The following is a 14,303-nucleotide window of genomic DNA, read 5'->3' on the forward strand; positions in this document are numbered from 1 at the left end:
ATGAAAGTGATAAGAACGGGTAAAAAATATCTGGCGCTGTGCCTGGCCGGGCTGTTGCTGGCCGGCTGTAGTGGCCGGCAGCAGTCCACTGCCAGCACCGGCACCGCCACCCAGTCAGAAGATGCACCGTCCGTGGCCCAGGTGCTCACCGCCGACGGCCACGCCACCATAAATGCCGTCGCGCTGTCCGCCGGCAAGTACAGCGATGAAAAGCTCGATGCCAGCTGGTCAAACGACAGCTCCACCATCGTACTCAGCGACAGCGGCAGCACCGTCAGCGGTAGCGGGGCCACCGTCAGCGGCAGCACGATCACCATCACCAAGGCCGGCACCTACCTGCTCAGCGGCGCGATCAGCGACGGGCAGATCATTGTCGAGGTCTCCGGCAGCGAGGCGGTCAAGCTGGTGCTGGACGGCGTATCGATCAGCTGCGCCAGCTCGGCGCCCCTCTATATAAAAGACGGCGATACCATCCTCACGCTGGCCCCCGGCAGTCAAAACACAGTTATCGACGCCCGCCCCAGCGAGAGCCAGGACGACCCTGACGCCGCTATTTTCGCCAAAGACGATCTCACGGTGAACGGCAGCGGGTCGCTCACCGTGCAGGCTGCCGCCCAGCACGGTGTCAAGTGTAAAGACGCCCTCAAAGTAGTCGGCGGCACTGTCGATATCACCGCCGCCGGCAACGGGGCGGTGGGCAAAGACAGCGTCTCGATCAAAGACGGCAGTCTCACCATCACCGCCGGTGGCGACGGTATCAAGGCCACCAACACGGAAGACGCCACCCGCGGCTATGTGATGATCGACGGCGGCGATATCTGTATCCGTGCAGACGGCGACGGCATCCAGGCCGAGACGCTGCTGCGGGTAAACGGCGGCACGCTCGATCTCACCACCGGCAGCGGCAGCGCCAACGCCCCCCAAAATCAAAACGTGCCCGATGCCGAGCTGCCCTGGGGCGGCGGTGGCGGCGGACCGGGCGGCCAACGGCCACTGGCCGCCGGCAGTCAGGTCACGGCCCAAGCCGTCGCCACCACCGATGACGACAGCACCAACACCAGCACCAGCACCAAGGGGCTCAAGTGCTATGTGGATCTGGTGCTGGCCGGCGGCACCGGGACCATCGACGCCTACGACGATGGGGTGCACAGCGACAGCTCCATCACCGTCACCGGCGGCAGCTACACCATCGCCACCGGCGATGACGGCATGCACGCCGACCGCACGCTCACCGTCGAGGGCGGCGCCATCGACATTACAAGGAGCTACGAGGGGCTCGAGGCCTTTGATATCCTGCTGTCCGGCGGCGATATCCAGATCCTGGCCAGCGACGACGGCATCAACGCCGCCGGCGACGCCGGACAGGACGAGCAGAGCGACAGCGCCCAAAACCCCGAGACCGGCCTCGGCCGCGGCGGCTTTGAGCAGAGTCAGGGGGCCAGTCTCACCATAAGCGGCGGTACGCTCTATGTAAATGCCAGCGGCGACGGTCTCGACGCCAACGGCAGCATCACCATGACCGGTGGCACCGTCACCGTGCAGGGCCCCACCAGCGGCGGCGACGGCGCGCTGGATTTCGACGACTCATTTGATCTCTCCGGCGGTACGCTGCTAGCTCTGGGCAGCTCCGGTATGGCCCAGCAGCCCGACCAGTCCTCCAGCCAGCCCTTTATCACCGGTACTGCCAGCATTTCCGCCGGCGCACAGCTCACGCTCACCGATGCCGCCGGCAACGCGCTGCTCTCGGTCACCGCTGAAAAGAGCTACCAGTGGTACTGTCTCTCGACCCCCGGCCTGCAGGCGGGGCAGAGCTATACGCTCACCGCCGGCGGCAGCGGCAAGACCGTATCCCCCTAGAGGGCGGTATGTAGCGTCTGGGCCCGAGCGCCCACCTGTCGGCGGCAGACCGCATAGACGCCGCCCCGCCACTTCCGGCTCGCGCCCCCGCTCTGGTGTCCGCTGCCGAGACCTGTCCGTCAGCCAGGCGGGCGCTCTCACAAAAAACAGGCCGTGTCTGTCGCCAAACGGCGACAGACACGGCCTGTTTTCATATCGCACTACAGCGGGTGGTGGAACAGCAGCAGGTCCACACAGCGGCCATCGTTTAGCCGGTAGCCGTTTTTGCAGGTCCCCAGCTGGGTAAAGCCCAGCTTTTTATACAGGGCGATGGCCGGGGCGTTGGTGCACACCACGGCGTTAAATTGCAGCCCCACAAAGCCCAGCTCCCGCGCTTTTTGCAGCGAGTGCCGCACCAGCAGCTCCCCCAGGTGCTGGCCCCGGCAGCCGGCGTCCACCGCGTAGGAGGCGTTGGCCGTCACCGCGCAGTGCCCGATCCCGTTGGGGTGCAAAATGTAAAGGCCCACCACCCGGCCGTTTAGCTCCGCCACGCCGGTAAACGACTGGGCGGCAAAAAAGTCACCGGCCTCCGCCGCAGCCAGCGGCACCTCCTGCGGAAAGTAACAGCCGGCGGCGACCACGTCGTTCCACAGCGCGGTCATCTGGGGCAGGTCTTGGGGTGCAAAGGGGCGTACCGCCGGGGCGGTCGGTCTATCAGTGGGCATGTCGCAACTCTCCTCTATCATCGTCGCCTGGCAAATGGCTGCCAGTCTCTCGCCCACCAGTATACGCCGCCGCTGCACCGCTGTCAAAACAGCGGGATAAACGGCGATGTTTAGCGGTTGTAAGGCCGGTTTGTGACCAATATGTAAATTGTAAAATCCTCGCTTGACTTTGTTTGACTTTCGTGATACATTGTATGTGTTGGCACTCGATGTATATGAGTGCTAAAGAAAAGATAGAGCGGCGGCTGCCGGTTTTCTGCCGGCGGGCTGCCCGGGCAGGAGGTGCGGGCGGTTTGATCACCCAGAGACAGAGCTTTATATTAAAATCTATTTGCGACGCATATGCCCGCACCGGCGAGCCGGTGGGCAGCAAAGCCATCGCCGCGCTGCCGGGCATCAGCATGTCCTCGGCCACCATCCGCGCCGAGATGGCCGCCCTCGAGAAGTACGGCTTTCTCACCCACCCCCACACCTCGGCCGGCCGGGTGCCCACCAGTCTGGGCTACCGCTTTTACATCGACCACCTGATGGAGCGCGACGAGCTCTCGGCCGACGAGCAGCAGCAGATCGCCCAGTTTTTGACCCACGGCCTGCCCGATCCCGACAGCATTTTGCAGCGGGCGGGTAACCTGCTGGCCTACCTCACCCAGTACGCCACCTTGGCCACCTCCCCCCAAATGCAGGATATCTGCTTTCAGAAGATCGAGCTGCTGCTGCTCTCGCCCACCACTCTGGCCATCGTGGCCATGACCGGCGGCGGGCTGGTGCTCAACCGGGTGTGTCGGCTGGAGGAGCCGGCCGACGCCGACGCGCTGGTAGTGCTCGAGAACTTTGTCCGCCGCAACATCCTCGACCGCCCGGTGGGCGAGATCGTCCCCGCCCATCTGCAGGGCGAGATGCTGGCGGTGCTGGCGGCCTGCCCGGTATTAAAGCCGGTGCTGGCCCAGCTCATCGGCCTGTGTCAGGAGCTGTGCTCGGTAAAGGTGCAGGTGCAGGGGCAGACCAACCTCCTGCGCTACGCCCGGCAAGACACCGACTTTTTCACCTTTCTCGACCTGCTGCAGCAGCGCGCCCGGCGCGACCAGAGCCCCGCCCCCCGGCAGATCGCCATCACCATGGGCGACGACCTGGGCGCCAACCTGTCGGGTATCGCCTTTGTCAGCACCCCATACCGCTCCGGCGGCGGCGAGAGCGGCGTGCTGGGCGTCATCGGGCCCAGCTACCTCAATTACAGCAAGATCATACCCCATATAGAATATTTTACCGCCCTGCTCGGCAATATTTTAAGTGGCGCCGACAGTGAGGGCGACCAGTGACCGCGGCCAGCGGGCCAGAAAGGAGCTTTTAGGTGAACAGCGAAGAGAAGACGCCAGAGACCGAGGCCCAGCAGCCCGGCGCAGACAACGAGGTGCAGCAGGCTACGGCCGCTGCCGGCGACCCGCCCAGTACCGACAAGGACCAGATCCCATCAGAGGAAAAGGCGGAGAGCAAAGAGAAAAAACACCGCAAAAAGAAAAAAGATCCCCTGCAGGAGGAGCTGGATAAGCAAAAAGAGGAAAACAGCCAGCTGCAGGAGCGCCTGCTGCGGATAAGCGCCGAGTACGATAACTTCCGCAAGCGCTCCACCAAAGAAAAAGACGGCATCTACGCCGAAGGCGTGGCCGGCACCGTCACCCAGTTTATCGATGTGCTCGACAATCTGGAGCGGGCGCTGGCGGCCAGCGAGACCGAGGACGACTTTACCAAAGGCATCGCCATGGTCGTCACCCAATTCAAAGCGGCGCTCGAAAAGCTGGGCGTCACCGAGGTGGACCCCGCCGGCGGCAGTTTCGATCCCAACCTGCACAACGCCGTCATGCACATCGAGGACGACGAACTGGGTGAAGGGGCCATCGTGGATGTGTTCCAAAAGGGCTACGTCATGGGCGACCGGGTCATCCGGTATGCCATGGTAAAAGTGGCAAATTAGAAATTTGCCACTCCAAGAAGAAGGCGCTGTCGGGGCGCAGCCCCTCCTGCCGCTGTGCGCGGCACCGCCCCTTCTTCCGGTCACAGTGTCGATGTAAGACACAGGGCGCTGGCCACTTACAGAAGAAAGCACTCTCGGGGCGCAGCCCCTCGCGCTGCTTCGCAGCAGCGTACTTTCTTCCGGCCACAGCGCCGCTCCTAAAAAAGGAACTGGGCGCAGCCCCTCCTGCCGCTGTGCGCGGCACCGCCCCTTCTTCCGGTCACGGTGTCGATGTAAGACACTGGGCGCTTGGCCACTTACAGAAGAAAGCACTCTCGGGGCACCGCCCCTCGCGCTGCTTTCTTCCGGTCACATCGCCGTTGTGGAAAGCAGGGGCACATTGCCACTTATAGCAGCGCAAAATCTCAGGGCCGCACGGCCACCTGTACCGTACATGCAAAAACACCTGTGCGGGCGGCAGACCCTTTTTCATAGACAGACGATTTGGTAAAATATCAGGTTTTATATAAGGAGGAAACAACAATGGGAAAAATCATCGGCATCGACTTGGGCACCACCAACTCCTGTGTAGCCGTCATGGAGGGCGGCGAGGCAGTAGTCATCGCCAACGCAGAGGGCGCCAGAACCACCCCTTCGGTGGTCGCCTTCTCCAAGACCGGCGAGCGCATGGTGGGTCAGGTGGCCAAACGTCAGGCCATCACCAACCCCGAAAAGACCATCAGCTCCATCAAGCGGCACATGGGCTCTTCCTATACCGTCGCTATCGACGACAAAAAGTACACCCCGCAAGAGATCTCGGCCATGATCCTGCAAAAGCTCAAAGGTGACGCCGAGGCCTATCTGGGCAGCTCGGTCACCGAGGCGGTCATCACCGTCCCCGCCTACTTCACCGACGCCCAGCGTCAGGCCACCAAAGACGCCGGCCGCATCGCGGGTCTGGACGTAAAGCGCATCATCAACGAGCCCACCGCCGCAGCGCTCGCTTACGGCGTAGATAAAGAGGACGACCAGAAAGTCATGGTCTACGACCTGGGCGGCGGCACCTTCGATGTATCCATCATCGAGATGGGTGACGGCGTACAGGAAGTGTTGGCTACCGCCGGCAACAACAAACTGGGCGGCGACGACTTCGACCAGCGGGTGATGGACTACCTGGTAGCCGAGTTCAAAAAAGACAGCGGCATCGACCTGTCCGGCGACAAGATGGCCATGCAGCGCCTGAAAGAGGCCGCCGAGAAAGCCAAGATCGAGCTGTCGGGCATGACCCAGGCCAACATCAACCTGCCCTTTATCACCGCTGACGCCACCGGCCCCAAACACCTGGATCTCACCCTCACCCGGGCCAAATTCAACGAGCTCACCGCCGACCTGGTCGAGGCCACCATGGGCCCGGTCCGTCAGGCGCTGTCCGACTCCGGCCTCTCGGCCTCGCAGCTCGACAAAGTGCTGATGGTGGGCGGCTCCTCCCGTATCCCCGCCGTGCAGGAAGCCGTCAAGGGCTTTATCGGCAAAGACCCGTTCAAGGGCATCAACCCCGATGAGTGCGTGGCCATCGGCGCCGCCATCCAGGGCGGCGTGCTGGGCGGCGACGTCGAGGGCATCCTGCTGCTGGACGTCACCCCCCTGTCGCTGGGCCTCGAGACCATGGGCGGCGTGTCCACCAAGATCATCGAGCGCAACACCACCATCCCCACCAAAAAGAGCCAGGTGTTCTCCACCGCCGCCGACGGCCAGACCTCGGTAGAGGTCCACGTGCTGCAGGGCGAGCGCGAGATGGCCGCCGACAACAAGACGCTGGGCCGCTTTATCCTCGACGGTATCGCCCCCGCCCCCAGAGGTGTCCCGCAGATCGAGGTCACCTTTGACATCGACGCCAACGGCATCGTCCACGTGTCGGCCAAAGACCTGGGCACCGGCAAAGAGCAGAACATCACCATCACCTCCTCTACCAACATGTCCAAAGACGACATCGACAAAGCGGTCAAAGACGCCGAGGCTTTCGCCGAGGCCGACAAGAAACGCCGCGAGGAGATCGACACCAAAAACGCCGCCGACCAGGTGGTCTACCAGACCGAGAAGAGCATCAAAGACCTGGGCGACAAGATGACTGACAGCGAGAAGAGCGACCTGCAGAGCAAAGTCGACGCCCTCAAAGCCGAGATCAGCGCAAACAACATCGAGGGTATGAAGCAGAAGCGCGAGGAGCTGGAGAAAGCCTTCTTTGCCGTCAGCGAGCGGGTGTACAAAGAGGCGGGCGCCAGCGCCCAGCCCGCCGGCGACGCGGCAGCTGCCGGCGCCCAGTCGGCCCCGGCTGACGACGGTGTCGTCGACGCCGAGTACACCGAGGTCAAAGACGACGAGGACAAGAAATAAGCCGCCTTTGCGGGAACTGCTCACTGTGCACTGTTTACTGTGTACAGCACATAGCATACAACACTCAGCACTCAGCACACACGAAAATGGCCCAGCCCTGTTCGACTGCGGGCCAAACACATAGATGGCGCGGCGCTGTCCGCGCCCAGCGCCGGCGGGGTGGGGGAATGATTCTCCCGCCCCTATGGCGGGTATAGGGTCCCTGTGGCCCATACGCCCGGCCCCATTTGTGCCGGGGCCGACCATGAGGAGAAGGTGGTAGCTTTTGGCAGAGAAAAGAGATTACTATGAGGTCCTGGGGGTCGCAAAGACCGCCAGCGACGACGAACTGAAAAAGGCCTACCGCAAAAAGGCGAAAAAATATCACCCCGATCTAAACCCCGGCAACAAAGAGGCGGAGGTAAAGTTCAAAGAGGTCAACGAGGCCTACGAGGTGCTCAGCGACAAGCAAAAGCGCCAGCGCTACGACCAGTTCGGTCACGCCGGTGTCGACCCCAGCTACGGGGCCGGCGGCGGTGGCGGCGCATACGGCGGCGCGGGCTTTGGCGGCTTTGACGACCTGGGCGATATTTTCGAGACCTTTTTCGGCGGCGGTTTTGGCGGCCGCAGCGGTGGCCGCCGGCAAAACCCCAACGCACCGCGCCGCGGGGCCGACAACCACGTAAACATCGTGCTCGACTTTTTCGAGGCGGCCAAGGGCTGTAAAAAGACCATCACCATCGAAAAGCTCGAGACCTGTGACGAGTGCGGCGGTACCGGTGCGGCTAAAGGCACCAGCCCCAAGACCTGCCCCGACTGCGGCGGCACCGGCCAGGTGACCACCAACCAGCGCACCCCGTTCGGCGTCATACAGAGCCAGCGGCCCTGCTCGCGCTGCGGCGGCACCGGCAAGATCGTCGACACCCCCTGTAAAAAGTGCGGTGGCGGCGGCCGGGTCAGCGCCACCAAAAAGGTGGATGTCAACATCCCCGCCGGCATCGACGACGACCAGACCATCGCCCTGCGCGGCTACGGCGACGCCGGCGTCAACGGCGGCCCCAGCGGCGACGTCATCGTCATCGTCTCGGTGCGGCCCGACCCGCTGTTCGAGCGCCGCGGGTTCGATGTCTGGGTCGAGGTGCCCATCACCTACTACACCGCCGTCATGGGCGGCGAAGTCACGGTGCCCACCGTCCACGGCAAAGTCAAGTACGAGGTGCCCGAGGGCACTCAGCCCGGCACCACTTTCCGGTTGCGGGGCAAAGGTATCCCCTACCTCAACGGCCGCGGCAAAGGCGACGAGTACGTAAAGGTGTCTATCGAGGTGCCCAAAAAGCTCAATAAAGACCAGAAAAAAGAGCTGGAGGAGTTCGAGCAGTCCCTCTCTATCGAGCAAAATTACGAGAAGCAGAAGGGGTTTTTCGAGCGGCTCAAAGACCTATGGAAGTAGTTTCCCCCAGCCACCCATAAAGGCGGGCTGTCCGCCCCGGCCGCGCCCCGGTGCGAACAAAAAACCACCCGCAACACTCTAAAAGAGCGCCCCGACACGAAATACACCGTGTCGGGGCGCTCTTTTCTATGCCGCCGCCAGGTCAGCGAAATAAAATCGGTCTAAACGAAACGGCTGCCCGGTACCGCTAAGTGCAGTCCGTCGCCGCGGCCCCTATCGCTGGTCGCCCCGCCGCCAACGGGGCCAGCCCGGCATACCGGCCCCAGCCCAGCCCTGCCCAAATCAGCCCAGCCCAGACCAGCCCAGACCAGCCCGCTGTCTCGATACGATACCCGCCTGGCACCCGCTCCCGCGCGCTCTGTCGGCCACTGTTAACATCCGTTGCTTGCCCGCCGCCGCCCCAGCTGCTATGATCGTGGTGAAAGGAGCGTGATCGCCGTGATCGGTGACAACATCAGAGCGCTGCGCCGCGAGAGAGGAATGAGTCAGGAGCAGCTGGCCGTCGGCCTGCACGTGGTGCGGCAGACCATCTCCAAATGGGAAAAAGGGCTGTCGGTGCCGGATGCCGACATGCTGGTACAGCTGGCGGCGCTGCTGCAGGTCCCGGTCAGCCAACTGCTGGGCAGCCCCGCCCCAACCGCTCCAAGCGCCCCCACCGCCGAGCTCAGCGAGCAGCTGGCGCAGCTCAACCAACAGTTGGCCCAACAGGTGCGCGCCTACCGCACTCTGCGCCAAATAGAAAATAAGCGGCACCTCATTTTGTGTCTCACCTTTTTGGCGCTGCTGTTGGCGATGGCCCTGCGCCGCTGCCCGGTGGCCGCCGCGGTGGCGGTGGGGCTCTGTATGTTGGCGGCGCTGGCGGTGCTGTATCGCAATTTGGCCCTGCTCACCAGCCCCACCGACGGCAACTGCCGGCTCGGGGCGATACGGGTCACCACCCTGTTTCATGTCGTGCTGCTCCTGCTGTGCACTGCCGTCGCCGTCCTGCTGGGCACCGGCGTGCTAAAGCTCACCCAAAATAGCGAAAAATGGCTGGCCGCCGCCATCCTCTCGGTGGTCATCCTCTTTAGCGGGGCGGTGTCGCCCAAGCTGCCCTTTAACAGGCACACCGGCCTGCGCCTGCCCTGGACGGTCCGCGACCGCGACACCTGGGATCTGGCCCACCGACTGCTCGGTATCATCTCCCCGGCGGCGGTGGTGCTCTATATCGCCGGCCTGGTGGCCGTCCCCTGTTTCGAGGTGGTTACGCTGGCCGTGATGTGTCTCTGGCTGGGGGTCCCCAGCCTGCTGTCGCTGGTGTACTATACCCGCAAAATGCGGGGCCGGCTCTAAATCCTGTACCGCCTGATCAGCGGCGTCCGGCCCGGCGGCTTTCAGCCGTCAAAGCGCCCCCCGCCAGTCCCGCTGCAGCACGCCACTCTCCACCCGCGCATCGCCGCCGCTGTCCCCACCGCCTCAACCGCCCGCCCAGCCAGGTGGACCGCTGTCCCGCCGCGATACCCGCCCTCACTTACCTGCCGCCACTGCCCCCAACTTCCGCCGCGCGCCGCGCTCCCATGCTCCACACTCCTTGCGCCACGCCCACCACCACCCTCCATCTGAAATCCTCAGCCCTCAACCCTCAACCAGCCCGCTGCTCCTGCTATCGCGCGCACCCGCTCGCCGCCCGCATACCGCCCCTGCTGCGCCCATCATCCCCGCCTGCTATCCACCATACACCGATCACCGTTTGCACCGCCCCATCTCGCTCCCCGCAAAATATCCCCGTCAATCCACACTGTTCACAGAAAAACAGATGATTATAGACAGATATTGTGCTATACTGGCAATAAAGAGGGGCGGTTATGCCCCACAGAAAGGGGAGACCTCTATGGACAAAAAGGAACAGAACCGGCAGGCGGCATTTTGGTATATCGCGTACATCGCCGTGATCTTCGCCGGTCAGAGCATCGCGCTGTGGTTCCTGTTCGACACCACCTATTACCTGTTGGGGCTCATGGCGGTGTTCGTGGTGATGACCCTTATCAACTACCACTACCTCTCCGGCGGCCCCGACAAAAGCGCCAACGAGTTTATGGACGAGGTGGGCCGCCAGCAGGGCCGCCGTCCCTTCATGCCTTTTGGCCGCTGTGTGGCGCTGTGCGTGCCGCTGGCGCTGGCCCTGGCCGTCAACCTGCTGGTGCAGTTGGGCGGCGCCTAAGGCGGTACTCTCGCCCGGCCCCGGCCCCAGCCGGCCCTTGCGGCCGGCTTTTTTGTTGCCTGCCGCCAGCCGAGCCGCAGCTAAAAAATGGTTGTTCTCACCCAGCCACACCGAGATCTGTTCCCCCAATTCTACAAATATTTTCAAAATTTTTGTCGTGTTCTACTAAAATATAGTCCCTTTTCGCCCTAAAGTTCAGCTGGCGCAGGGCTTGTGCTCATGTTCACAGTTCGTTTATAATCTAGGTGTCGATAGTTGCTATATAATATCTCGATATGGGAGATAGTTTCTACACTTCACCGTAAATGAAGTACTATGGCAGACTTCTCACCGTCGGCGGCGGGCCCCTGCACAGTGTGCAAAAAGTCGGGGCAGGTCCCCGCTTTTTGCCGTCCGCCGCCGGTGCGTATGAGTTACCAGAATGTCATTTAGTGACTGCCGACAACAGTTCGCTACCCACATCTATAACTTGTACCAAGAGGAGGAAACTATGGGACAACTGTCCAAATTCTTTGGCCTCAAACAGCGGGGGACCACCGTCAAGACCGAGCTGATGGCCGGCCTCACCACCTTTATGACCATGGCCTATGTGCTGGTGGTGCAGCCCAGCGCCATCGTCGGCTTCGGCGATGCCAGCTCCATCGTCGATATCAACGGGGTCAGTATATCCAAAGAGGCGATCCTCGTCACCTGCGCGGTGGTCAGCGGCCTCATCACCCTGCTTATGGGTCTCTATGCGAATATGCCTTTTGCACTATCTACCGGAATGGGCACCAACTTTATGCTGGGCGCCCTGCTGCAATCCGGTAGTATTTCTTTTGGCCAGATCATGGCCATCATCCTGGTGTCGGGTCTCATCTTCCTGGCTCTGTCCATCTTCGGCATCCGCGATCTCATCGTCCGCATGATGCCCAAAAACATCAAGATCGCCATCGGCTCGGCCATCGGCTTTTTCATCGCCTACCTGGGCTTTAAAAATACCGGTATCGGCAGCTTTGCCGACGGCATCGGCATGGGCGACTTCACCAAGCCCTCGGTGTTCGTGGCCATCATCGGCCTGCTCATCATCGCCGCCCTCACCGCCTTCAAGGTAAAAGGCGCGCTGCTCTACGGCATCATCGCCACCACCATCATCGGCATCCCCTTCGGCGTCACCCAGCTGCCCACCAGCTTTTTAAAGGTCCCCGACGCCTCGCAGGTGGGCAACATCCTCTGCTACTTCGACTTTAAAAACATCCTCTCTCCCCAGTTCCTCATCCTCATCTTTGTGGCCTTCTTCGGCGACTTCTTCTCCACCCTCGGCACCGTGCTGGGCGTGGCCAGCAAGGCGAATATGCTCGATGAAAACGGCGACCTGCCCGGCATCCAAAAGCCCTTTTTGGTAGATGCCATCGGCACCTGCGCCGGCGCTCTCACCGGCTGCACCACCATCACCACCTTCGTCGAGTCCTCCTCCGGCGTGGAGGAAGGCGGCCGCACCGGCCTCACTGCCGTCACCACCGCCATCCTGTTCATCATCACCATCTTCATCTCGCCCCTGTTTTTAATGATCCCCGACGCCGCCACCGGCCCGGCGCTCATCTTCGTGGGCTTTTTGATGATCAGCGACTTCGGCAAGATCGACTTCAGTGATTTTACCGAGGCGTTCGGCCCCTTCGTGATGATCATGTTCGGCATCTTCACCGGCTCCATCGCCAGCGGTATCGCCGCCGGCATCATCGGCCACGTGTTCATCAACGTCATCACCGGCAAATTTAAGAAGATCCACCCCGGTATGTACGTGCTGTGCGTCCCGCTGATCCTCTACTTCATCCTCGGCTAGCCGCGCCGGTATCTGTGTGTGTACACATCGCCGGCACAGCGCGGCAGGGGCGCCGGTACCGGCCCTTTATCTCTATAAGAGAGGGAGAGATCTAGATGAAATACCAGCCCAAAGACAAGCGGGCGCTGCTGGCAGCGGCGCTGGGCAGGGTCCCGTGCGACCTGGCCATCAAAAACGTACAGTACCTAAACGTGTTCACCGGCGAGGTGTATCCCGCCACCGTGTTCGTGCACCAGGGCTTTGTGGCCCATGTCGAGGCCGGCAGCCCCGCCGCCGATCTGCACCTGGCCAAAGAGGTGTACGACGGTCAGGGTAAGACCATCATCCCCGGCTTTATCGACGCCCACGTCCATATCGAGTCGTCTATGCTCACCCCGCGCAACTTCGCCGCCGCGGTGCTCATCCACGGCACCACCACCGCCGTCACCGACCCCCACGAAATAGGCAATGTGCTGGGCGAAGAGGCGGTGCGCTACATGCACGACGCCGCTTTAGACGTGCCCATGCGCCAGCTCGTAAACATCCCCTCCTGCGTGCCGGCGGTACCGGGGCTCGAGAACGCCGGCGCCACCTTCGACGCCGCCACCATCGACCGCCTGGCCAAGCTCGAGAACGTCCACGGTCTGGCCGAGGTGATGGACTTTGTCGGCGTCGTCGAGGGCGACGACCGCATGATGGAGATCATCGAGGTGGCCGAGAAAAACGGCCTCTACCTGCAGGGCCACCTGCCCGGCCAGACCGGGCGCATGGTGTCGGCCTACCGCATCGGCGGCCCCACCACCTGCCACGAGTCCACCACCAGCGCCGAGGCCAGAGACAAGATGCGCGCCGGCATCTATGTCGATGCCCGCGACAGCTCCATCTCCTACAACGTCGAGGCGGTGTGGGAGGGGGTCAAAGACTTCACCTACTTCGACCAGCTCTGCCTGTGCACCGACGACCGCGAGGCCGACGACATCCTCTACGTGGGCCATATCGACGACGTGGCCCGCCACGCTATCAGCCTGGGCATGCGCCCCATCGATGCGGTGCGCGCGGCCACCATCAACGTGGCCAAAGAGGCACACCTCGAGAACCTGGGTGCCGTGGCCCCCGGTTGCGTGGCCGATATGCTGCTGGTCGACAGTCTCGAGACACTCAACGTCAAAGAGGTGTTCTTCGGCGGCAAACTGGTGGCCAAAGACGGCCAGCTCACCGTCGACATCCAGCAAAAAGATTTCCCCCTCGAGCACAAAAACTCGGTCCGGGTGCCAGAGCTCACCGCCGACGACTTTTTGATGCGGGCCCCCGCCGGCTGCGGCGACACGGTGGCCGTGAACGTGCTCACCTACAGCGACATGCAGGGCTCGCTCTCCCGCGCCGAGCGCGTAGAGCTGCCGGTCAAAAACGGCCTGATCGACATCTCCGGCCAAAGCGACCTGCACTACGCCCTGATCCAAAACCGCCACGGCCTGGGAAATCACACCTTTGGTGTGGTGCGCGGCTTCGGTCTCAAAAAAGGCGCTTACGGCGCCACCGTCAGCCACGACAGCCACAACCTCACCATCGTCTTCAGCGACCCGGCCGACGGCTACGCCATCTACCGGCAGCTCGTCGAGATGGGCGGCGGCTACTGCTGTGCCGAAAACGGCCAGGTGCTGTGCAGCCTGCCGCTGCAGGTGGGCGGTCTCATGTCCATAAAACCCTGGGCCGAGGTGGCCGCCGACTCGGTGGCCATGAAAAAGGCGCTGCGCACCCTGGGGCTCGACCTCAAAAATCCGCTGCTGCGCATCGTCACGCTGGCCCTGCCGGTCATCCCGCTGGTCAAATTCTCCGATATCGGCATGATCGACGTGCTCAAAAAGCAGTTTATCCCCATCTTCCCCGACTACCCCAGCTACCGGGCATAAGCGGCCGCCGGCCGCGTATATATAGAGAGGGCCGCTCCCCCGCGGGGCGGCCCTCTCTTT

General features: G+C 62.6%; 10 protein-coding genes and 1 riboswitch. Of the genes, 9 read left to right on the plus strand and 1 reads right to left on the minus strand.

Features of this window, described 5'->3' with window-relative positions; genetic code table 11:
• Window positions 1-1,857, plus strand: a complete 1,857-nt coding sequence (locus H8K20_RS10515) for a carbohydrate-binding domain-containing protein (RefSeq protein ID WP_186488381.1) — start codon at window positions 1-3, stop codon at window positions 1,855-1,857.
• Window positions 1,858-2,057: 200 nt separating this feature from the next.
• Here H8K20_RS10515 and H8K20_RS10520 read toward each other — a convergent pair whose 3' ends face one another.
• Entirely contained in the window at window positions 2,058-2,561 is a 504-nt protein-coding gene (locus tag H8K20_RS10520) for a GNAT family N-acetyltransferase (protein ID WP_186488382.1), read from the minus strand.
• 293 nt (window positions 2,562-2,854) lie between these two features.
• Here H8K20_RS10520 and hrcA point away from each other — a divergent pair, with 293 nt between their 5' ends.
• The 8 genes from hrcA to H8K20_RS10560 all read left to right on the plus strand — a co-directional run bounded on the left by hrcA (window position 2,855) and on the right by H8K20_RS10560 (window position 14,243).
• Complete coding sequence (hrcA, locus tag H8K20_RS10525; protein ID WP_164998224.1) at window positions 2,855-3,877, plus strand: heat-inducible transcriptional repressor HrcA; 1,023 nt, start codon at window positions 2,855-2,857, stop codon at window positions 3,875-3,877.
• 32 nt (window positions 3,878-3,909) lie between these two features.
• Window positions 3,910-4,530, plus strand: a complete 621-nt coding sequence (gene grpE / locus H8K20_RS10530) for a nucleotide exchange factor GrpE (protein WP_105205183.1) — start codon at window positions 3,910-3,912, stop codon at window positions 4,528-4,530.
• A 522-nt stretch (window positions 4,531-5,052) separates the two neighbouring features.
• Complete coding sequence (gene dnaK, locus H8K20_RS10535; RefSeq protein ID WP_105205184.1) at window positions 5,053-6,903, plus strand: molecular chaperone DnaK; 1,851 nt, start codon at window positions 5,053-5,055, stop codon at window positions 6,901-6,903.
• 265 nt (window positions 6,904-7,168) lie between these two features.
• Entirely contained in the window at window positions 7,169-8,332 is a 1,164-nt protein-coding gene (gene dnaJ, locus H8K20_RS10540) for a molecular chaperone DnaJ (protein WP_154866835.1), read from the plus strand.
• A gap of 438 nt (window positions 8,333-8,770) precedes the next feature.
• Window positions 8,771-9,664 carry a helix-turn-helix domain-containing protein gene (locus H8K20_RS10545; protein WP_186488383.1) on the plus strand — a complete coding sequence of 298 codons (894 nt, stop codon included), beginning with the start codon at window positions 8,771-8,773 and terminating at the stop codon, window positions 9,662-9,664.
• A 538-nt stretch (window positions 9,665-10,202) separates the two neighbouring features.
• Window positions 10,203-10,532, plus strand: coding sequence for a hypothetical protein (locus H8K20_RS10550; RefSeq protein WP_186488384.1), 330 nt, complete (start codon window positions 10,203-10,205; stop codon window positions 10,530-10,532).
• Window positions 10,533-10,770: 238 nt separating this feature from the next.
• Window positions 10,771-10,868: riboswitch (purine riboswitch) on the plus strand.
• Window positions 10,869-11,022: 154 nt separating this feature from the next.
• A complete protein-coding gene (locus H8K20_RS10555) occupies window positions 11,023-12,354 on the plus strand; it encodes an NCS2 family permease (protein ID WP_154866839.1) in 1,332 nt (443 codons plus the stop codon).
• Between the two features lie 95 nt (window positions 12,355-12,449).
• Window positions 12,450-14,243, plus strand: a complete 1,794-nt coding sequence (locus H8K20_RS10560; protein WP_154866841.1) for an adenine deaminase — start codon at window positions 12,450-12,452, stop codon at window positions 14,241-14,243.
• The last annotated feature ends 60 nt before the right edge of the window (window positions 14,244-14,303 follow it).

The organism is Neobittarella massiliensis (ex Bilen et al. 2018) (assembly GCF_014269355.1).
Lineage (GTDB): Bacteria > Bacillota > Clostridia > Oscillospirales > Ruminococcaceae > Neobittarella > Neobittarella massiliensis.

Coding starts and splice junctions, on each gene's coding strand:
- H8K20_RS10555 (WP_154866839.1), top strand. CDS start 11,023: ATGGGACAACTGTCCAAATTCTTTGGCCTCAAACAGCGGGGGACCACC.
- H8K20_RS10520 (WP_186488382.1), bottom strand. CDS start 2,561: ATGCCCACTGATAGACCGACCGCCCCGGCGGTACGCCCCTTTGCACCC.
- H8K20_RS10560 (WP_154866841.1), top strand. CDS start 12,450: ATGAAATACCAGCCCAAAGACAAGCGGGCGCTGCTGGCAGCGGCGCTG.
- H8K20_RS10515 (WP_186488381.1), top strand. CDS start 1: ATGAAAGTGATAAGAACGGGTAAAAAATATCTGGCGCTGTGCCTGGCC.
- H8K20_RS10550 (WP_186488384.1), top strand. CDS start 10,203: ATGGACAAAAAGGAACAGAACCGGCAGGCGGCATTTTGGTATATCGCG.
- dnaK (WP_105205184.1), top strand. CDS start 5,053: ATGGGAAAAATCATCGGCATCGACTTGGGCACCACCAACTCCTGTGTA.